Source organism: Kosakonia radicincitans DSM 16656, assembly GCF_000280495.2.
Taxonomy (GTDB): Bacteria; Pseudomonadota; Gammaproteobacteria; order Enterobacterales; family Enterobacteriaceae; genus Kosakonia; species Kosakonia radicincitans.
Map to the genome: position 1 here is coordinate 989,220 of NZ_CP018016.1, position 18,862 is coordinate 1,008,081.

At 52.8% G+C, this 18,862-nt stretch carries 19 protein-coding genes and 3 pseudogenes; 19 read left to right on the top strand and 3 right to left on the bottom strand.

Annotated features, from left to right (window positions below; genetic code table 11):
- The 11 genes from cysN (at position 1) to rpoS (ending at position 8,927) form a co-directional block, all read left to right on the top strand.
- A complete protein-coding gene (gene cysN, locus Y71_RS04920; protein WP_007370383.1) occupies positions 1 to 1,428 on the top strand; it encodes a sulfate adenylyltransferase subunit CysN in 1,428 nt (475 codons plus the stop codon).
- The gene (gene cysC, locus Y71_RS04925) at positions 1,428 to 2,033 is read left to right on the top strand and encodes an adenylyl-sulfate kinase (protein WP_007370384.1); all 606 of its coding nucleotides are present in this window, start codon (positions 1,428 to 1,430) and stop codon (positions 2,031 to 2,033) included. The genes cysN and cysC overlap by 1 nt, the downstream gene beginning before the upstream one ends.
- Before the next feature lie 111 nt (positions 2,034 to 2,144).
- Positions 2,145 to 2,471 carry a DUF3561 family protein gene (locus Y71_RS04930; RefSeq protein WP_035887671.1) on the top strand — a complete coding sequence of 109 codons (327 nt, stop codon included), beginning with the start codon at positions 2,145 to 2,147 and terminating at the stop codon, positions 2,469 to 2,471.
- 160 nt (positions 2,472 to 2,631) lie between these two features.
- A complete protein-coding gene (gene ftsB / locus Y71_RS04935; protein WP_007370386.1) occupies positions 2,632 to 2,970 on the top strand; it encodes a cell division protein FtsB in 339 nt (112 codons plus the stop codon).
- A gap of 19 nt (positions 2,971 to 2,989) precedes the next feature.
- Positions 2,990 to 3,700, top strand: a complete 711-nt coding sequence (gene ispD / locus Y71_RS04940) for a 2-C-methyl-D-erythritol 4-phosphate cytidylyltransferase (protein WP_035887675.1) — start codon at positions 2,990 to 2,992, stop codon at positions 3,698 to 3,700.
- Positions 3,700 to 4,179 carry a 2-C-methyl-D-erythritol 2,4-cyclodiphosphate synthase gene (ispF, locus tag Y71_RS04945; RefSeq protein WP_007370388.1) on the top strand — a complete coding sequence of 160 codons (480 nt, stop codon included), beginning with the start codon at positions 3,700 to 3,702 and terminating at the stop codon, positions 4,177 to 4,179. The genes ispD and ispF overlap by 1 nt, the downstream gene beginning before the upstream one ends.
- Positions 4,176 to 5,225 (top strand): tRNA pseudouridine(13) synthase TruD, encoded by a 1,050-nt coding sequence (truD, locus tag Y71_RS04950; protein ID WP_007370389.1) that lies wholly within the window; start codon positions 4,176 to 4,178, stop codon positions 5,223 to 5,225. Before ispF ends, truD begins: the two co-directional genes overlap by 4 nt.
- A complete protein-coding gene (gene surE / locus Y71_RS04955) occupies positions 5,206 to 5,967 on the top strand; it encodes a 5'/3'-nucleotidase SurE (protein ID WP_007370390.1) in 762 nt (253 codons plus the stop codon). Before truD ends, surE begins: the two co-directional genes overlap by 20 nt.
- On the top strand, positions 5,961 to 6,587 hold the full coding sequence (locus tag Y71_RS04960) for a protein-L-isoaspartate(D-aspartate) O-methyltransferase (RefSeq protein WP_007370391.1): 627 nt from the start codon (positions 5,961 to 5,963) through the stop codon (positions 6,585 to 6,587). The genes surE and Y71_RS04960 overlap by 7 nt, the downstream gene beginning before the upstream one ends.
- Before the next feature lie 176 nt (positions 6,588 to 6,763).
- Complete coding sequence (nlpD, locus tag Y71_RS04965) at positions 6,764 to 7,810, top strand: murein hydrolase activator NlpD (RefSeq protein ID WP_233218409.1); 1,047 nt, start codon at positions 6,764 to 6,766, stop codon at positions 7,808 to 7,810.
- Between the two features lie 124 nt (positions 7,811 to 7,934).
- A complete protein-coding gene (gene rpoS, locus Y71_RS04970) occupies positions 7,935 to 8,927 on the top strand; it encodes an RNA polymerase sigma factor RpoS (RefSeq protein ID WP_007370393.1) in 993 nt (330 codons plus the stop codon).
- 59 nt (positions 8,928 to 8,986) lie between these two features.
- Here the strand turns inward: rpoS and Y71_RS04975 are convergent, their stop codons facing one another.
- Positions 8,987 to 9,397 (bottom strand): MarR family winged helix-turn-helix transcriptional regulator, encoded by a 411-nt coding sequence (locus Y71_RS04975; protein ID WP_007370394.1) that lies wholly within the window; start codon positions 9,395 to 9,397, stop codon positions 8,987 to 8,989.
- Between the two features lie 170 nt (positions 9,398 to 9,567).
- On the opposite strand from Y71_RS04975, the gene Y71_RS04980 reads away from it, so the two are divergent.
- Genes Y71_RS04980 through Y71_RS04990 form a run of 3 tightly spaced genes read left to right on the top strand, consistent with a single transcriptional unit; the run spans position 9,568 to position 11,838 of the window.
- Complete coding sequence (locus tag Y71_RS04980; RefSeq protein WP_035887683.1) at positions 9,568 to 10,161, top strand: non-oxidative hydroxyarylic acid decarboxylases subunit B; 594 nt, start codon at positions 9,568 to 9,570, stop codon at positions 10,159 to 10,161.
- Complete coding sequence (locus tag Y71_RS04985) at positions 10,161 to 11,591, top strand: non-oxidative hydroxyarylic acid decarboxylases subunit C (RefSeq protein ID WP_007370396.1); 1,431 nt, start codon at positions 10,161 to 10,163, stop codon at positions 11,589 to 11,591. Before Y71_RS04980 ends, Y71_RS04985 begins: the two co-directional genes overlap by 1 nt.
- Before the next feature lie 10 nt (positions 11,592 to 11,601).
- On the top strand, positions 11,602 to 11,838 hold the full coding sequence (locus Y71_RS04990; RefSeq protein WP_007370397.1) for a non-oxidative hydroxyarylic acid decarboxylases subunit D: 237 nt from the start codon (positions 11,602 to 11,604) through the stop codon (positions 11,836 to 11,838).
- A 97-nt stretch (positions 11,839 to 11,935) separates the two neighbouring features.
- Here Y71_RS04990 and mutS read toward each other — a convergent pair whose 3' ends face one another.
- A complete protein-coding gene (mutS, locus tag Y71_RS04995) occupies positions 11,936 to 14,497 on the bottom strand; it encodes a DNA mismatch repair protein MutS (RefSeq protein WP_007370398.1) in 2,562 nt (853 codons plus the stop codon).
- A gap of 232 nt (positions 14,498 to 14,729) precedes the next feature.
- Here mutS and Y71_RS30625 point away from each other — a divergent pair.
- Positions 14,730 to 14,999 (top strand): annotated as a pseudogene (locus Y71_RS30625) (tyrosine-type recombinase/integrase); the annotation flags it as partial.
- Here the strand turns inward: Y71_RS30625 and Y71_RS30345 are convergent.
- Positions 14,991 to 15,293, bottom strand: coding sequence for a hypothetical protein (locus Y71_RS30345; RefSeq protein WP_007370400.1), 303 nt, complete (start codon positions 15,291 to 15,293; stop codon positions 14,991 to 14,993). The pseudogene Y71_RS30625 and the gene Y71_RS30345 sit on opposite strands and share 9 nt — an antisense overlap.
- Positions 15,294 to 15,713: 420 nt before the next feature.
- On the opposite strand from Y71_RS30345, the gene Y71_RS05010 reads away from it, so the two are divergent.
- From Y71_RS05010 to wcaA, 4 genes and pseudogenes are all read left to right on the top strand, one after another.
- A complete protein-coding gene (locus tag Y71_RS05010; RefSeq protein WP_107147135.1) occupies positions 15,714 to 16,142 on the top strand; it encodes a hypothetical protein in 429 nt (142 codons plus the stop codon).
- A gap of 509 nt (positions 16,143 to 16,651) precedes the next feature.
- Positions 16,652 to 17,095: pseudogene (locus Y71_RS30630) on the top strand (integrase core domain-containing protein); the annotation flags it as partial.
- A gap of 246 nt (positions 17,096 to 17,341) precedes the next feature.
- Positions 17,342 to 17,647 (top strand): annotated as a pseudogene (locus Y71_RS30910) (pentapeptide repeat-containing protein); the annotation flags it as partial.
- A gap of 12 nt (positions 17,648 to 17,659) precedes the next feature.
- Positions 17,660 to 18,547, top strand: a complete 888-nt coding sequence (wcaA, locus tag Y71_RS05025) for a colanic acid biosynthesis glycosyltransferase WcaA (protein ID WP_257789076.1) — start codon at positions 17,660 to 17,662, stop codon at positions 18,545 to 18,547.
- Positions 18,548 to 18,862 lie beyond the last annotated feature (315 nt).

Genomic DNA, 18,862 nt, shown 5'->3' on the forward strand with positions numbered 1-18,862 from the left:
ATGAATACCACTATTGCCCAACAAATTGCCAACGAAGGCGGCGTTGAAGCGTATCTGCACGCTCAGCAGCACAAAAGCCTGCTGCGCTTTCTGACCTGCGGCAGCGTCGATGACGGGAAAAGCACCCTGATCGGCCGTCTGCTGCACGATACCCGCCAGATCTATGAAGATCAGCTCTCTACGCTGCATAACGACAGTAAACGCCACGGCACGCAGGGCGAAAAACTCGACCTTGCGCTGCTGGTGGACGGCCTGCAAGCGGAGCGTGAGCAGGGCATTACCATTGATGTGGCCTATCGCTATTTCTCCACGGAGAAGCGCAAATTTATCATCGCCGATACGCCAGGGCACGAGCAGTACACCCGCAATATGGCCACCGGCGCGTCCACCTGCGATCTGGCGATTTTGTTGATCGATGCGCGTAAAGGCGTGCTGGATCAAACCCGTCGCCACAGCTTTATCTCCACGCTGCTGGGTATCAAGCACCTGGTGGTGGCGGTGAATAAAATGGATCTGGTGGAATTTAGCGAAGAGATCTTCGAAAACATCCGCCAGGACTACCTGACCTTTGCTGAACAACTGCCGGGCAACCTGGATATCCGTTTCGTGCCGCTGTCGGCGCTGGAAGGCGATAACGTTGCCAGCCAGAGCGAAAAAATGCCGTGGTACAGCGGCCCGACGCTGCTGGAAGTGCTGGAAATCGTCGAGATCCAGCGCGTAGTCGATACCCAGCCGATGCGTTTCCCGGTGCAGTATGTTAACCGCCCGAACCTCGACTTCCGTGGTTTCTCCGGTACGCTGGCGTCCGGCGTGGTGAGCGTGGGTCAACGCATTAAAGTGCTGCCATCAGGCGTGGAATCGACCATTACCCGCATCGTCACGTTTGATGGCGATTTACAGGAAGCGGGAGCGGGCGAAGCCATTACGCTGGTGCTGAAAGATGAGATCGACATCAGCCGCGGCGACCTGATTCTTGATGCGCAGGAAACCCTGCCAGCCGTGCAGCGCGCGTCGCTTGACGTGGTGTGGATGGCGGAACAGCCGTTGCAACCGGGCCAGAGCTTTGACATCAAAGTGGCGGGCAAAAAGACGCGCGCACGCGTCGATGCCATTCAGTATCAGGTGGACATCAACAATCTGACGCAGCGCCAGGTCGAGAGCCTGCCGCTGAACGGCATTGGTCTGGTTGATTTGACCTTTGATGAACCGCTGACGCTGGACGCGTATCAGCAAAACCCGGTCACCGGCGGCATTATCTTTATCGATCGGCTGAGCAACGTGACCGTGGGCGCGGGTATGGTGCGTGATGTTCATATTGAACAGACGACCAGCGCCTCGGAGTTCAGCGCGTTTGAACTGGAGCTGAACCAGCTTATCCGTAAGCACTTCCCGCACTGGGGCGCGCGCGATCTGCTGGGAGGCAAATAATGGCTCTGCATGACGAAAATGTCGTCTGGCATGCCCATCCGGTAACGCCTGAGCAGCGCGAACAACTCCACGGTCACCGTGGGGTTGTGCTGTGGTTTACCGGGCTCTCCGGCTCCGGCAAATCGACGGTCGCTGGCGCGCTGGAAGAGGCGCTGCATAAGGCAGGTGTCAGTACTTATCTGCTGGATGGCGACAATGTGCGCCACGGTTTGTGCAGCGATCTCGGCTTTAGTGATGACGATCGCAAAGAGAATATCCGCCGCGTCGGCGAAGTAGCCAAACTGATGGTGGAATCCGGGCTGGTGGTGCTGACGGCATTTATTTCGCCGCACCGCGCTGAGCGCCAGATGGTGCGTGAACGCCTTGGGGAAGGGCGTTTTATCGAAGTGTTTGTCGATACGCCGCTGGCGATTTGTGAAGCGCGCGATCCTAAAGGGTTGTACAAGAAAGCGCGCGCCGGTGAACTGCGTAATTTCACCGGGATTGATTCGGTTTACGAAGCGCCCAAATCGCCGGAAGTTCACCTGCAAGGTGAACAATTGGTAACAAATTTGGTCAGCCAATTATTAGACCTCCTCCGGGAGAGCGATATTATCAGATCCTGAGACGGTACTGGCGATACGCGCCTTCTTCAGGCATTACGGCGTTGAGATTACGCTTCCTGAATTGGCGCGCGTATCTCCTGTTTACCGGTCGTACAGGCAACAGGATCCGATATGCGTAACAGTCAGAACATCACCCTCACACGGTCGCCATCACTCCCTGCGACCCCCGACGAAACCACATGGTCTTTTCCCGGGGCCGTGGTGGGGTTCGTTGCATGGCTGCTGGCGCTGGCGATCCCGTTTATGATTTACGGTTCCAACACGCTATTTTTCTTTCTCTATACCTGGCCGTTTTTCCTCGCGCTGATGCCCGTCTCCGTGGTGGTCGGCATTGCATTGCATTCGCTGCTCGGTGGCCGGTTGCTTTACAGCAGCGTGGCGACGCTGTTGACGGTCGCCGCCATGTTTGGCGTGCTGTTTATGTGGTTGCTGGGCTAGCGGCCTTACGTCAAAGCGTAACCCTCATTAAGGCAATGTGTCCGGCTACGGTTCGGAAGACATTTATGATAAAGTCTGGCGCTTGCGCGGCATCGCCCGGCCCCGGAGTGGAGTCTGACGAAAAGTTATGGGATGATGGTGCCGTTTTTCAGGGGGCAGGATGGGTAAACTAACGCTGCTATTGCTGGCTTTACTGGTCTGGCTACAGTACTCGCTGTGGTTTGGCAAGAATGGTCTGCATGACTACGGCCGCGTCAGCGAAGATGTGGCGACACAGCAGGCGACGAACGCCAAATTAAAATCGCGTAACGATCAGCTTTTCGCCGAAATTGACGACCTCAATGGCGGTCAGGAAGCGATTGAGGAACGCGCACGCAATGAATTAACCATGACTAAGCCGGGCGAAACGTTTTATCGTCTGGTGCCGGACTCGTCAAAGCGTACGCCGGGGTCAGCGCAAAACCAGAATCAGAATCAAAACACACAAAATAATCGATAAACAGTCCCGGGTTTACGACATGTCAGCACTAATTCCGGACGTCTGTGCCGTGGTGCCGGCCGCCGGATTCGGCCGCCGCATGCAAACGGAATGTCCTAAGCAGTATCTCTCCATTGGCCAAAAAACCATTCTTGAGCACGCCGTAGACGCGCTGCTTGCCCACCCGCGCGTCAGCCGGGTGATTATTGCCGTCAGTCCAGGCGACGAGCGCTTTGCCCGTCTGCCGCTGGCGCAACATCCGCAGATTACCGTGGTGAACGGCGGCGCAGAACGCGCTGATTCGGTGCTGGCGGGCTTAAAAGCCGCTGGCGACGCACAGTGGGTGCTGGTGCATGATGCCGCGCGTCCTTGTCTGCATCAGGATGATTTAAACCGGCTGTTACAGCTCAGCGAAACCAGCCGCGTCGGCGGTATTCTTGCCGCGCCGGTGCGCGACACCATGAAACGCGCGGAGCCGGGAAAAACAGCGATTGCCCATACCGTCGAGCGTAATGATTTATGGCATGCGCTAACGCCGCAATTTTTCCCGCTGCAACTGCTGCACGATTGCCTGACCCGCGCGCTGAATGAAGGCGCGACGATCACCGACGAAGCGTCGGCGCTGGAGTATTGCGGATTCCACCCGGAGTTGGTTGCCGGACGCGCGGATAATATTAAAGTGACCCGACCGGAAGATTTACGGCTGGCAGAATTCTATCTGACCCTTTCTGACCTTCAGGAGAAAGCATAATGCGCATTGGACACGGTTTTGACGTACACGCCTTTGGCGGTGAAGGCCCGATTATTATCGGCGGCGTACGCATTCCTTACGAGAAAGGGCTGCTGGCGCACTCTGATGGCGATGTGGCACTGCATGCGCTGACAGATGCTCTGCTGGGCGCGGCGGCGCTGGGCGACATCGGCAAACTGTTCCCGGATACCGATCCGGCATTTAAAGGCGCCGATAGCCGCGCGCTGCTGCGCGAGGCCTGGCGACGCATTCAGGCGAAGGGCTATACGCTGAGTAACGTTGATGTGACCATCATTGCCCAGGCGCCGAAAATGCTGCCGCACATTCCGCAGATGCGCGTCTTCATCGCCGAAGATCTCGGCTGCCATATGGATGATGTCAACGTCAAAGCCACCACCACCGAGAAACTTGGTTTTACCGGGCGTGGCGAAGGCATTGCCTGTGAAGCGGTAGCGCTGCTGGTGAAGGCGGCAAAATGACAGAATTCGAAAACCTGACCTGGCTGCATGGCAAACCAGCAGGTAGCGGGATCCTCAAAGCCAACCCGGAAGATTTCGTCGTTGTGGAAGATCTCGGCTTTGAACCGGATGGCGAAGGCGAACATATTCTGGTGCGTATTCTGAAAAGTGGCTGCAACACCCGTTTTGTGGCAGATGCGCTGGCAAAATTCCTAAAAATTCATGCACGCGAAGTGAGCTTCGCCGGGCAAAAAGATAAACATGCGGTGACCGAGCAATGGCTCTGCGCCCGCGTGCCTGGCAATACGATGCCGGATCTCAGCACGTTTGAGCTTGAAGGCTGTAAAGTGCTGGAGTATGCCCGCCATAAGCGCAAGCTGCGGCTGGGTGCATTGCAGGGCAACGCATTTACGCTGGTGCTGCGTGAAGTGAGCGATCGGGCGGATGTGGAAGCCCGTTTGCAGACCATCAGTGAAAAAGGTGTGCCGAATTATTTCGGTGCGCAGCGTTTTGGTATTGGCGGCAGCAATTTGCAGGGCGCGTTGCGCTGGGCGCAAAGCGCTGCGCCGGTTCGCGATCGTAATAAACGCAGCTTCTGGCTGTCGGCGGCGCGCAGCGCGTTGTTTAATCAAATCGTCAACGAACGATTGAAAAAAACAGACTTTAATCAAGTTGTTGACGGCGATGCGCTACAATTAGCGGGGCGTGGTAGCTGGTTTGTCGCCAGCGAGGAAGAGCGCGCGGAATTGCAGGCGCGCGTCGATGCGAAAACCTTAATGATTACCGCCGCGCTGCCGGGTAGCGGCGATTGGGGCGCGCAGCGCGCAGCGCTGGCGTTTGAGCAACAGGCGGTTGCCGATGCGCCGGAGTTACAGGCGTTGCTGGTGCGGGAAAAAGTAGAAGCTGCGCGCCGCGCAATGCTGCTCTATCCGCAGAAGCTTTGCTGGAACTGGTGGGATGATGTCACCGTCGAGTTACGTTTCTGGCTCCCGGCGGGAAGTTTTGCCACCAGCGTGGTCAGGGAACTTATTAACACATCGGGTGATTATGCGAATATTGCTGAGTAACGATGACGGGATCCACGCGCCGGGAATCCAGACGCTGGCAAAAGCGCTGCGCGAGTTTGCCGATGTTCAGGTGGTCGCGCCCGATCGTAACCGCAGCGGTGCGTCTAATTCACTGACGCTCGAATCTTCGCTCCGTACTTTTACCTTTGAAAACGGTGATATCGCTGTACAGATGGGCACGCCGACCGACTGCGTTTTCCTTGGGGTGAACGCGCTGATGCGTCCGCGCCCGGATGTGGTGGTTTCCGGCATTAATGCCGGGCCGAATCTCGGCGACGATGTGATCTACTCTGGCACCGTTGCCGCTGCGATGGAAGGGCGTCATCTCGGTTTTCCGGCGCTGGCCGTCTCGCTCAACGGGCATACCCATTATGAAACGGCTGCCGCCATCACCTGCTCTCTTCTGCGTGCGCTCAGCCGCGAGCCGCTGCGTACCGGGCGGATCCTCAATATCAACGTGCCGGATCTGCCGCTCGATCAGATCAAGGGTATTCGCGTTACCCGTTGCGGTAGCCGTCACCCGGCCGATCAGGTTATTCCGCAGCAGGATCCTCGCGGCAACACACTGTACTGGATTGGTCCGCCCGGGGAAAAATGCGATGCCGGGCCGGATACGGATTTTGCAGCCGTGGATGAAGGCTACGTCTCTGTCACGCCGTTGCATGTAGATTTAACAGCATACAGCGCGCATGATGTGGTGTCGGGCTGGCTGGATCGTGTCGGGGTGAATTCGCAATGGTGAGTAAACGCGTACAGGATCTTCTCAATCAATTACGCGCGCAGGGCATTAAAAATGAGCGGGTGCTTGAGGCGTTATCGCAAGTGCCGCGCGAGAAATTTATCGATGAGGCGTTTGAACACAAAGCGTGGGATAACGTCGCGTTACCTATTGGTCAGGGGCAAACCATTTCGCAGCCGTATATGGTGGCGCGAATGACCGAGCTGCTGGATCTGACACCTGCCTCGCGGGTGCTGGAAATCGGCACCGGCTCCGGCTATCAAACGGCGATTCTGGCGCGTCTGGTACACCATGTCTGTTCTGTTGAACGCATTAAAAGCCTGCAATGGCAGGCGCGCCGCCGCCTGAAACAGCTCGATCTACACAATGTTTCTACTCGTCACGGTGATGGCTGGCAGGGGTGGCAGGCCCGCGCTCCGTTTGACGCCATTATTGTGACCGCCGCACCGCCGGAGATCCCTGCCGCATTGATGTCGCAACTGGACGATGGCGGCCTTCTTGTTTTACCCGTAGGCGACGAAATGCAGCAGCTGAAGCGCGTTCGTCGGCGGGGAAGCGAATTTATTATTGATACTGTGGAAGCGGTGCGCTTTGTTCCGCTGATAAGAGGCGAACTGGCCTGAGTTACAGAGTTTTCCCTGGGATTTTCAGGCCGTAACAGCGTATGGTAGGCACATTTGCCGCCAGGCGTCGCGGTTATCTTTAAGTCATTGGTTATCTAAATATTGTTGGGGGATAAATGAGCGCGGGAAGCCCGAAATTCACCGTAAGCCGTATTGCGGCATTGTCACTGGTTTCGCTGTGGCTGGCAGGGTGTTCAAATTCCACTAATGCTCCAGCCCCGGTCAGTTCTGTTGGCGGCAACGCCAGTTCAAATTCCAGTTCCGGCAGCTCCGGAATGTTGATCACGCCGCCGCCAAAACTAGGCACATCATCGCAGCAGAAAATTCAGCCCGCGCAGCCAACGCAGATTCAGCCGGTGGCGCAGACGCCTGTTGAAACTGTTAACGGGCGCATCGTCTATAACCGCCAGTACGGCAATATTCCCAAAGGCAGCTATACCGGCGGTAGTACCTATACGGTGAAGCGTGGCGATACACTATTTTATATTGCGTGGATTACCGGGAACGATTTCCGTGATCTGGCGCAGCGTAATAATGTCGCCGCGCCTTATAACCTTGAAGTCGGGCAAACGTTGCAAGTGGGTAATGCATCCGGCACACCAATTACGGGTGGAAATGCCATTACTCGGGCTGATGATTCAGCACAAGGAATAGTCTCAAAACCTGCACAAAATTCCAGCGTAGTGGTTGCTTCGAAACCGACAATTACGTATTCTGAGGATTCAGGTGAACAAAGTGCTAACAAAATGTTGCCAAACAACAAGCCTGCGACAACCATCACAGCGCCTGTTACGGCACCTTCTGTAAGCTCAACCGAACCGACTGCCAGCAGTACATCTACCAGCGCGCCTATTGCTTCATGGCGCTGGCCGACTGAGGGCAAAGTTATCGACAACTTCTCTGCTACCGAAGGTGGCAATAAAGGCGTCGATATCTCCGGCAGCAAAGGACAGGCTATTGTCGCGACCGCAGATGGGCGCGTTGTATATGCCGGTAACGCGCTGCGCGGTTACGGTAATCTGATCATCATAAAACATAACGATGATTACCTGAGTGCCTACGCCCATAACGACACAATGCTGGTCCGGGAACAACAAGAAGTTAAGGCGGGGCAAAAAATAGCTACCATGGGTAGCACCGGAACCAGTTCTACACGCTTGCATTTTGAAATTCGTTACAAGGGGAAATCCGTAAACCCGCTGCGCTATTTGCCGCAGCGATAAATCGGTGCAAGGTTGTTGAAGACTCCCCATCTGAGCCGTTGCAGTGCGCGCAGATGCCGCTGCAACGGGCGCAATGAGGCGTTTTCAGGAGCGTTGCCCAGGGATCACGGGTAGGAGCCACCTTATGAATCAGAATACGCTGAAAGTTCATGATTTAAATGAAGACGCGGAATTTGATGAAAACGGAGCAGAGGTTTTTGACGAAAAAGCCTTAGTAGAAGAGGAACCCAGTGATAATGACCTGGCTGAAGAGGAGCTGTTATCGCAGGGGGCAACCCAGCGTGTATTAGATGCTACTCAGCTGTACCTTGGGGAAATTGGGTACTCCCCACTATTAACGGCCGAAGAAGAGGTCTATTTTGCACGCCGCGCACTACGCGGTGACGTCGCTTCCCGCCGTCGCATGATCGAGAGCAACCTGCGTCTGGTGGTTAAGATTGCCCGTCGTTACAGTAATCGTGGTCTGGCGCTGCTGGATCTGATTGAAGAGGGTAACCTGGGGCTGATCCGTGCCGTTGAGAAATTTGACCCTGAACGTGGGTTCCGTTTTTCAACGTATGCAACCTGGTGGATTCGTCAGACTATTGAGCGGGCGATTATGAACCAAACCCGCACCATTCGTCTGCCAATTCACATTGTTAAAGAGCTGAACGTCTATCTGCGTACCGCGCGTGAGTTGTCCCATAAGCTGGACCACGAACCGAGTGCGGAAGAGATAGCTGAACGGCTGGACAAACCGGTTGATGACGTGAGCCGTATGCTGCGTCTCAACGAGCGCATTACCTCAGTTGATACGCCGTTAGGCGGCGATTCTGAAAAAGCGCTGCTGGATATCCTGGCCGATGAAAAAGACAACGGTCCGGAAGACACCACGCAAGATGATGATATGAAACAAAGTATCGTCAAATGGCTGTTCGAACTGAACGCCAAACAGCGTGAAGTGCTGGCGCGTCGTTTCGGTCTGCTGGGCTATGAAGCTGCGACACTGGAAGATGTGGGCCGTGAAATTGGTCTCACCCGTGAACGTGTTCGTCAGATTCAGGTTGAAGGTCTGCGTCGTTTGCGTGAAATCCTGCAAACGCAAGGGCTGAATATCGAAGCGCTGTTCCGCGAATAAGCATCCTTTCAAGCCAAAAAGGCCGGTCGCAGATGACGCGGCCTTTTTCTTTTCTGCGGTTACGCTTTATCCATCATCTTTCTGATTAGCGCTGAAAAAGCGGTTTGCTCTTCGGCGCTCAGACGGCCAAGAAACGCCTGATCCACGCCGTTGCCGACGGGAATACTGCTTGCCAGCAGCCTTTCTCCTTCCGGCGTCAGATAGATAAACCGCCGACGCTTATCCGCCGGATCGTTTTCCCGCCGCACTAATCCCCGACTCTCCATACGGCTCAGCATCTCCGCCAGCGTCGCCTTGGTGCTGACAGCCACCTCCGTTAACGCAACCTGCTCAATGCCCGGGTTTTCTGCAATTGAGCGCATCACCGCGTATTGTGGCTTAGTCAACTCGGGCAGCGCCTGCTGCCACTGTGAGGTATGCTGTTGAAAAAGCTGGCGCAACAGGTGAAATGCTTCATTCCTTAATTTCATTAGCGCTCTCCATCATGATCTTCTTCTTATCATAGCGGCTTCTGCGCTGCTTTATAACGATCCTCAATTTCACTTTTCGTGCCGCAACGTTTTGGGATGCCTTGTCAGGATCGTTTTGCAGGCGTAGTGTATTTCATAACGTTCGTATACGAACAATATTGAGGTGGAGAATGAAGCTAATTGTCGGAATGACCGGTGCGACGGGCGCGCCATTGGCGGTTGCACTGTTGCAGGCATTGCAGCAGATGCCGCAGGTAGAAACGCATCTGGTGATGTCGAAATGGGCAAAAACGACCATTGAACTGGAAACCCCTTTTAGCCCGCGTGAAGTTGCTGCGTTGGCGGATCATTGCCATAACCCGGCGGATCAAGCGGCGACAATCTCCTCCGGATCGTTTCATACCGACGGCATGATCATCATTCCATGCAGTATGAAAACGCTTGCAGGTATTCGCGCGGGTTATGCCGAAGGGCTGGTTGGACGCGCCGCCGATGTGGTGCTGAAAGAGGGGCGCAAGTTGGTGCTGGTGCCGCGCGAAATGCCGCTGAGCGCCATCCATCTGGAAAATATGCTCGCATTATCCCGCCTGGGCGTCGCCATGGTTCCGCCGATGCCCGCCTGGTACAACCATCCACAAACGATTGACGACGTCACGCTGCATATTGTCGCCCGCGTGCTGGATCAGTTCGGTCTTTCGCTACCGCAGGCGAAGCGCTGGGGTGGTTTGCAGGCGGCACAGAATTATTCACAGGAGAATGCATAATGGCTTTTGATGATTTACGCAGTTTTTTACAGGCGCTGGACGAGCAAGGACAGTTGCTGAAAATCAGTGAAGAGGTGAATGCCGAGCCGGATTTGGCCGCTGCCGCGAACGCGACCGGCCGCATTGGCGAAGGCGCTCCCGCACTGTGGTTCGATAATATCCGCGGCTTTGTTGATGCCCGCGTCACGATGAACACTATCGGTTCGTGGCAGAACCACGCGATTTCGCTGGGATTACCGCCGAACACTCCGGTTAAGCAGCAGATTGACGAATTTATCCGTCGCTGGGATAAGTTCCCGGTCGCCCCGGAACGTCGCGACAATCCGCCGTGGGCGGAGAATAGCGTCGATGGGGATGACATCAATCTGTTCGATATTCTACCGCTGTTCCGCCTGAACGATGGCGATGGCGGTTTCTACCTTGATAAAGCCTGCGTTGTTTCCCGCGATCCGCTCGATCCCGATCATTTTGGCAAGCAGAACGTTGGCATCTACCGCATGGAAGTGAAGGGCAAACGCAAACTCGGCCTGCAACCGGTACCGATGCACGATATTGCGCTGCATCTGCATAAAGCGGAAGAGCGCGGCGAGGATCTGCCCATCGCGATTACGCTCGGCAACGATCCGATTATTACCCTGATGGGCGCCACGCCGCTGAAATACGATCAGTCGGAATATGAGATGGCGGGCGCGTTGCGTGAAAGCCCGTATCCGATTGCTACCGCGCCGCTGACCGGTTTCGATGTGCCATGGGGATCGGAAGTGATCCTCGAAGGGGTGATCGAAGGACGTAAGCGCGAGATCGAAGGGCCGTTCGGTGAGTTCACCGGCCACTATTCCGGCGGGCGCAACATGACAGTGGTACGCATCGATAAAGTCTCTTATCGCACGAAACCGATTTTTGAATCCCTTTACCTTGGCATGCCATGGACGGAAATCGATTATCTGATAGGGCCAGCAACCTGTGTGCCGCTGTACCAGCAACTGAAAGCCGAGTTCCCGGAAGTGCAGGCGGTAAACGCCATGTATACCCACGGTCTGTTGGCGATTATCTCCACCAAAAAACGTTACGGCGGCTTTGCCCGCGCGGTGGGTTTGCGCGCCATGACCACGCCGCACGGCCTCGGTTACGTGAAGATGGTGATCATGGTCGATGAAGACGTCGATCCGTTTAATTTGCCGCAGGTGATGTGGGCGCTGTCGTCGAAAGTAAACCCGGCAGGCGATCTGGTGCAGTTGCCGAATATGTCGGTACTGGAACTCGATCCGGGTTCAAGCCCGGCCGGTATCACCGACAAACTGATTATTGATGCCACCACGCCGGTTGCGCCGGATAACCGTGGCCACTACAGCCAGCCGGTACGTGATTTGCCGGAAACCAAAGAATGGGCTGAAAAACTGACCGCCATGCTGGCGAGCCGCCAAAAATAAGGAGCGAAAAATGATCTGTCCACGTTGTGCCGATGAGCACATTGAAATCATGGCGACGTCGCCGGTAAAAGGGGTCTGGACGGTGTACCAGTGCCAGCACTGTTTATACACCTGGCGTGATACCGAACCACTGCGTCGTACCAGCCGCGAGCACTATCCACAGGCGTTTCGTATAACGCAGAAAGATATTGATGACGCACCGCAGGTGCCGACGATTCCGCCGCTGCTGGCAGAAAATCAACGGTAACCGCATGGAAGCCCGGCCTGCACAGAATTGCTGGCCGGATTTGATCACTGCGCGGAAAACTTCCAGGCTGGATAAGCGCCATCCGGCAATCAGCGCCTTACACCAGGCTCTTCAGGCGGTAAATCCATTCCAGTGCCTGACGCGGCGTTAAGCTGTCCGGCTCGAGGTTTTCCAGCGCTTCCACCGCCGGGCTGGTCTCTTCTGCCGGAGCCAACAGCGACATCTGCGTGCCGTCTATTTGCGTGGCCGCCGCATTCGGCGACAGGCTTTCCAGCTCGCGCAATTTGCTGCGTGCGCGTTTAATCACCTCTTTCGGCACGCCCGCCAGCGCAGCGACCGCCAGACCGTAACTCTTACTGGCTGCGCCGTCCTGCACGCTGTGCATAAAGGCGATGGTATCGCCATGCTCCAGCGCGTCGAGATGCACGTTTGCCACGCCTTCCATTTTTTCCGGCAGTTGCGTCAGCTCAAAGTAGTGAGTCGCGAACAGCGTCAATGCCTTGATTTTATTCGCCAGGTTTTCCGCACACGCCCATGCCAGCGACAGACCATCATAGGTCGATGTTCCGCGACCAATTTCATCCATCAGCACCAGACTGTTTTCTGTGGCGTTATGCAGGATGTTGGCGGTTTCGGTCATCTCCACCATAAAGGTCGAACGGCCGCTGGCCAGATCGTCTGCCGCGCCGACGCGGGTAAAGATGCGGTCGATTGGGCCGATTTCGACTTTTTGCGCGGGCACATAGCTGCCGATATAGGCCAGCAGCGCAATCAGCGCAGTCTGGCGCATATAGGTACTTTTACCGCCCATGTTCGGCCCGGTGATGATTAACATCCGGCGCTGCGGCGATAAATTCAGCGGGTTAGCAATAAACGGCTCTTTCAGCACCTGCTCGACCACCGGATGACGCCCTTCGGTAATGCGGATGCCTGGTTTATCAGTGAAGGTTGGGCAACTGTAATTCAGAGTGTAAGCGCGTTCCGCCAGGTTCACCAGCACATCCAGTTCCGCCAGCGCAGAGGCGCTCTGTTGCAGGTCGCCCAGATGCGGCATCAGCAGATCGAACAGCTCCTCATAAAGCTGTTTTTCCAGCGCCAGCGCTTTGCCTTTCGAGGTCAGAACTTTGTCTTCGTACTCTTTCAGTTCCGGAATAATGTAGCGTTCGGCATTTTTCAACGTCTGGCGACGTACGTAATGGATCGGCGCCAGATGGCTTTGCCCGCGGCTAATCTGGATGTAGTAACCGTGTACCGCGTTATAACCCACTTTCAGCGTATCCAGCCCGAGGCGTTCGCGCTCGCGGATCTCCAGCCGATCAAGATAGTCAGTCGCGCCATCCGCCAGACCGCGCCATTCGTCCAGTTCGGCGTTATAACCCGGCGCAATCACGCCGCCATCGCGCACCAGCACTGGCGGCGCATCGATAATTGCGCGCTCCAGCAGTTCGCGCAGTTCGCTGAACTCGCCCATCTTTTCGCGCAGCGCCTGCACCGGCGCGCTTTTCACTTCCGCCAGTTGCGCGCGCAGTTCCGGCAGTTGCTGGAAAGCGTGACGCATACGCGCCAGGTCGCGCGGACGCGCAGTGCGCAGCGCCAGACGTGCCAGAATACGCTCCAGATCGCCCACCTGACGCAGCACCGGTTGTAGCTCGCCGCAGTGATCCTGCAATGCGCCAATGGTTTGCTGGCGTTCCGTCAGCACTTTTGTATCGCGAACCGGCATATGCAGCCAGCGTTTCAGCATGCGGCTGCCCATTGGCGTTACGGTACAATCAAGTACCGAGGCCAGCGTATTTTCGACACCGCCCGCCAGGTTCTGCGTGATCTCCAGATTCCGGCGCGTCGCGGCATCCATAATGATGGTGTCCTGCTGGCGCTCCATGGTGATGGAGCGAATATGCGGCAGGGCAGTGCGCTGCGTGTCTTTGACATACTGCAGCAGACAGCCGGCTGCGCACAGGCCCCGAGGTGCGTTTTCCACCCCAAAGCCGACCAGATCGCGGGTGCCAAATTGCAGGTTTAGCTGCTGGCGGGCGGTATCAATTTCGAACTCCCACAGCGGACGGCGCCGCAGACCGCGGCGGCCTTCAATCAGCGCCGTTTCGGCAAAGTCTTCGGCATAGAGCAACTCGGCGGGATTGGTGCGCTGTAACTCGGCGGCCATGGTGTCGCGATCGGCCGGTTCGCTGACGCGAAAACGCCCGGAGCTGATATCCAGCGTGGCGTAGCCAAAACCTTTGCTGTCCTGCCAGATGGCGGCCAGCAGATTATCCTGACGCTCCTGCAACAGCGCTTCATCGCTGATGGTGCCTGGCGTTACGATGCGCACCACTTTGCGCTCAACCGGCCCCTTGCTGGTTGCCGGATCGCCGATTTGCTCGCAAATCGCCACGGATTCGCCAAGACTCACCAGCTTCGCCAGATAGTTTTCCACCGCATGATGCGGAACCCCGGCCATCGGGATCGGCTCACCTGCCGATGCGCCACGTTTGGTCAGTGAAATATCCATAAGCTGCGAAGCGCGTTTCGCATCGTCATAAAATAGTTCGTAAAAGTCGCCCATCCGGTAGAACAGCAGAATGTCCGGATGCTGTGCTTTCAGCTTCAGGTACTGCTGCATCATTGGCGTATGCGCGTCGAAATTCTCTAGTGTACTCATCAGTTTATGATGTCCATGTGCTTAAATTTTAACGAGCCGGCGATTTTTATCATTCTTGTTGCGTATCGCCTTGCCTCATTCACAAGCATTCTGAAGGTTTTCCCAGGAATGCGGAGTAAGCATGATAACGGAGTCTTTATGGCAGGAAAACAACAGGCAAAGCCACTGACGTTTAAAGCGGTAGAAATGATAAAGCCGGGTGACAAAGATAAAGCTGATATTCCGCTATGATCGTGATACCGCCATTGTAATGATCCTTTGCGGTGCGGGCTTACGGGCCGGGGAAGGGGCCAGCCTTGATCGCTGGGGCTATGACAATGGCATTCTTACAGTCAGGTAGGGAAAGGGGCGTAAATACCGGGAGATACACGTCACGGCAGCGGTAGATAAAGCCATCCGCGCGAAAGAGGCCAGGAATGCATTGCTTAACCGTATTCAGCGCAACGGCAAGGTTGCTCTTACAACGACCAGCCTAACTGGTATTCTGGAGCAGTTACCGCAATATGTTCAGGTCAGTAAACGATCCTGTCAGGTATGCGCTACCCAGCGTCAGTATTTCTTTCGCTCCATCTTTCGGATCGAGCAGTGCGATTTTAAGCGCTTCTTCATAGAGAACGTCATCAGTAAGAAATAACAGCAGCCGTTTATCATCCACCTGAACAGCAGCTTCTGGCACCTGTACAGGAACCATAATGTCCGCACCTTTTCCAGCAATCAGGACTTCATATTTTCCCATTGATGTCGGTATAGGTTCTTCCCTGAGTTGAAGTGTAACGTTGTCCGGCAGCTTAAACATGGTTAGTCCCGGAACCCATTGATGTCCCATGCGACTGCCAACAAAAGCACCAATAACCACGCATACAGGTGCGCCAGTGCCCCTCCCCCGGCTCCTGAAATTCCAGCACTACTGATTGCAGGTTGTCGTTGAGTCTCAAGCACTCTACCCGAGGGATGCTATTGCAAATGTCTTTCAACAAATCCTGACAATTTTAATCGCTTATAGTTTAGTTACCTTTAACTATTCTTAATTCAGAAATTAAGACTTAATGAGCATGGGTTTCCAAATAAAACAAAGAATTAAGTTGCCAGGGAAGATTTCAGGGATATTTATTTCCCCTGCATTTCTATTGTTATTCAACAGAATTTGTTGCCTGTCTTTGAAACTCATGGTAATAGAAAGCAGAAACTTTACACAAAACTAACAATGAGGTTACAAATGAATAGCAGCCTAAAATGTCTTGTTGTTGTTTCCGCTATTTTGTTGAGCGCATGCTCATCTATGGGGGGAGGAGAAGATAAATTCAGTGCTTCATATGTTCAATCACATATTGTTGAGGGTAAAACGACAAAAGCTCAGGTACAGCAACTTTATGGCGTTCCTGATGATAATGAAAAATCTTCAAATGGCACTACGTGGGTTTATCATAAAAATGCTGACTACAGCAGTGTATCTTCTCTGGCGGGCTACATACCGGGAGCGGGGGCTGTTAGCAGTGCACTGGGCATGGCCAACACAGCCAGCGAAGCATCATCAACAGCCGGTAAGCTTTCAGACAAACGCAGTGGAAATACTGAGATACACGGAAACCGCCTTTATATAACCTTTAACCGCAATGATGTTGTAGATTACTGGAGTATTAACTAGAAGCCTTTTAAAAGGGTTTTAATTTGTAATGCGGCTCAAATGAGCCGCTACGTAATACATATATTTCCAGGTTGCACTGCAACATTGATGGACAGCGAGATTAATATATCTTCTTCAATCAAAACCCCTTACCGCCCGTAGCGATAATGCATCAATAGAAATAACGGAAGTCTAATCGTTATCACTCTGATGTGATAATCGTGTGGCTCCGGTACCTGAACGGTTATTTTTCTGCCAGCCTGGGAGGCCCAGGGCTCCAGAAGATGATATCTGTGCAGGGTTAATCGTCCGCAAACCTGAGGCATTTTTCTTTTATCAAGGGCTTACCGGCGTACCCAGTTCGGCCTGTTTCAAGAAGACGCATCAGCTCTTCGCGCGAAATGCTGTGACAACAAATCAGATTGTCACCCGGAGTAACTGTAAGTATCCCGCTAAAACGAACCATTCACTTTTAGAGATCTTCCGACATATTCAATTTGCCAGCGAAGGAGATCGCTATGCGTAAAGCCCGTTTTACTGAGCATCAGATCATCGCTGACCTTAATCGAGAGGCGTTGTCGGTCGACGCTGGATCTGAAACCAGTGGTCCGAGTACTCGACAGCAGCGCGGCCAACCATGGATATTTCGTCATCGCTTCGTATGGATAATGACCCGGAGTTTATTTCTCCGACGCTGGCTGAATGAGCAGAGATGCATATGCGGTAAAGCTGGAATTTATTCGGCTGGAGAAATCCACTCTGAATGCTTTTATAGAACGCTTTAACCGAACGTATCAGTATAGAAATACTCGATTTTTATCTGTTCAGAACCCTGAATGAAGTGCGGGAGATGACGGAATGGGGGGACAGAATACAACAATGAACGCCCGCACGAATCACTGAATAACATGATACTGGAGGAATACCGCCTGGAACATCAAAGGTTCGGGATCTCAAAAAGTGCATGGAACTAAGAATGGTCTACTTACATCAGGACGAGCTCACTGCTCTGGACAGTACTCTACTGACAGAGTCGTTGCGCTTCTCAAGCTAAAGGATATGTGGGGTCAGGTAGCCAGATTTTCAGGAAAACATAAACAAAAATTACGTATCGTTAATAAATGTATTGATATATTTCTGAAAGTGAAAATTTGGGATTGCCGGGGGAATAACAGGGTGATTAACTTAAGACGTGTTTATCTTAGAAGTCACTATTTAGAATGAACAGTAAAACGAATATCGAAAGAAAATTTCTTAAACATCAGCATGCTGCAATTAAAAAACTACATAATAAATCAGATCTGCCAGGCGCAGATCTTCGGTTTATGGACTTACGGAGGCTTAATTTGCGGGATATTAATTTATCAGGTAGTGATTTATCTTTTAGTGATATTCGTGATACTGACTTTTCTTACAGTAATCTAAGGGGTGTGAATCTGAGTAACTGTAAAATGCAGGGCGCTAACTTTAATTATTCAGACTGTACATGCGTGGATTTTTCCGGGAGTGATTTTGATAAAGCAAGTTTCACTGGCGCCATCTCTGAGCGAGATGATCTTGCATCTGATACTCTTTCAGCACGACCACTGATCTCTATCTATATGCCGACATGGAACCGGGAAAAACTGACCATTAGAGCTATTTACTCTGTGTTAAAGCAGGACTATGAACACTGGGAACTCATTATCGTTGATGATTTCTCATCATCGTTTAAGTTGCTGCAAAAGTTTATATCCGACCTTAATGATCCACGTATTATTTATATTAGAAATGAATACAACTCGGGAGCATGTGCTGTAAGAAACCAGGCAATCCGTCTTGCTAAAGGGGACTTTATAACCGGTCTTGACGACGATGACGAGTGGCTTTCATCGCGATTGTCATCTTTTCTTTCATACCGATATAAACTTAACTATCACGGTTTTTTATATGCAGGAGACTATTTGTGTGAAAGTGCCAGCTATGACAGCATTGATGATCTAAAGATCTACCCCAAACCCAATTACAAAAAAAATCTATTTGATAAGAAGAATGTTATTGGTAATCAGGTATTTACAGTAACGAGTCGTATGCAGGAAGTGCTATTCGATACAGAATTGACTGCGGCTCAAGATTATGATGCTTTTTATCGCCTCGCAGAAGTATATGGCTCTCCGTTTAAATTGGAAAATATTACACAAATCCTTTACGTCAATCATGGTGAGGTTCGTATAACGTGTTCTGGTAGAAAATTTTCCGGTTATTTAAATTTCTACAGGAAACACAAATCCAAATTTGACACTTCCAGTGTAAAATATCAATTATTTACTTTGTATTATATCAGAAACAAAAAAATGTCCCTTAAGACTTTAATGAGGTTAATGACTGTACGAAATTTTAAAAGATACTTCATGATGTACTCAAATTTCAGAAAGAGGAAGTTCTGATATGTAAAACATATTTGTACTCTTTAGGGTGAGGTTGTAAGCATACAAAATAAAGAATTATGTTTTATATTTATTGCTCTTGTTCTGTTCCAGAATTATATAGAGTGTTGCAGGGTTTCAGTCAATGGGTGTGTCAGAAATGTTGTGACATTATCGACTATTTTATTACATAGCAGACTGGATCTTTATCGGTGTGTTTTCTGAAGATGGTCACCTGAATTTCATCAAATAAAGGTGCCGGAGATGAGTTGCTGCTGAATATTATTGGGCTTAATTTACTTTCTTGAGAATAGCCGTCAACCTGCCGCTTTCAGG

Excerpts from the sequence above, each read along its gene's own strand:
- cysN (WP_007370383.1), top strand. The coding sequence starts at position 1 with ATGAATACCACTATTGCCCAACAAATTGCCAACGAAGGCGGCGTTGAA.
- cysC (WP_007370384.1), top strand. The coding sequence starts at position 1,428 with ATGGCTCTGCATGACGAAAATGTCGTCTGGCATGCCCATCCGGTAACG.
- Y71_RS04930 (WP_035887671.1), top strand. The coding sequence starts at position 2,145 with ATGCGTAACAGTCAGAACATCACCCTCACACGGTCGCCATCACTCCCT.
- ftsB (WP_007370386.1), top strand. The coding sequence starts at position 2,632 with ATGGGTAAACTAACGCTGCTATTGCTGGCTTTACTGGTCTGGCTACAG.
- ispD (WP_035887675.1), top strand. The coding sequence starts at position 2,990 with ATGTCAGCACTAATTCCGGACGTCTGTGCCGTGGTGCCGGCCGCCGGA.
- ispF (WP_007370388.1), top strand. The coding sequence starts at position 3,700 with ATGCGCATTGGACACGGTTTTGACGTACACGCCTTTGGCGGTGAAGGC.
- truD (WP_007370389.1), top strand. The coding sequence starts at position 4,176 with ATGACAGAATTCGAAAACCTGACCTGGCTGCATGGCAAACCAGCAGGT.
- surE (WP_007370390.1), top strand. The coding sequence starts at position 5,206 with ATGCGAATATTGCTGAGTAACGATGACGGGATCCACGCGCCGGGAATC.
- Y71_RS04960 (WP_007370391.1), top strand. The coding sequence starts at position 5,961 with ATGGTGAGTAAACGCGTACAGGATCTTCTCAATCAATTACGCGCGCAG.
- rpoS (WP_007370393.1), top strand. The coding sequence starts at position 7,935 with ATGAATCAGAATACGCTGAAAGTTCATGATTTAAATGAAGACGCGGAA.
- Y71_RS04975 (WP_007370394.1), bottom strand. The coding sequence starts at position 9,397 with ATGAAATTAAGGAATGAAGCATTTCACCTGTTGCGCCAGCTTTTTCAA.
- Y71_RS04980 (WP_035887683.1), top strand. The coding sequence starts at position 9,568 with ATGAAGCTAATTGTCGGAATGACCGGTGCGACGGGCGCGCCATTGGCG.
- Y71_RS04985 (WP_007370396.1), top strand. The coding sequence starts at position 10,161 with ATGGCTTTTGATGATTTACGCAGTTTTTTACAGGCGCTGGACGAGCAA.
- Y71_RS04990 (WP_007370397.1), top strand. The coding sequence starts at position 11,602 with ATGATCTGTCCACGTTGTGCCGATGAGCACATTGAAATCATGGCGACG.
- mutS (WP_007370398.1), bottom strand. The coding sequence starts at position 14,497 with ATGAGTACACTAGAGAATTTCGACGCGCATACGCCAATGATGCAGCAG.
- Y71_RS30345 (WP_007370400.1), bottom strand. The coding sequence starts at position 15,293 with ATGTTTAAGCTGCCGGACAACGTTACACTTCAACTCAGGGAAGAACCT.
- Y71_RS05010 (WP_107147135.1), top strand. The coding sequence starts at position 15,714 with ATGAATAGCAGCCTAAAATGTCTTGTTGTTGTTTCCGCTATTTTGTTG.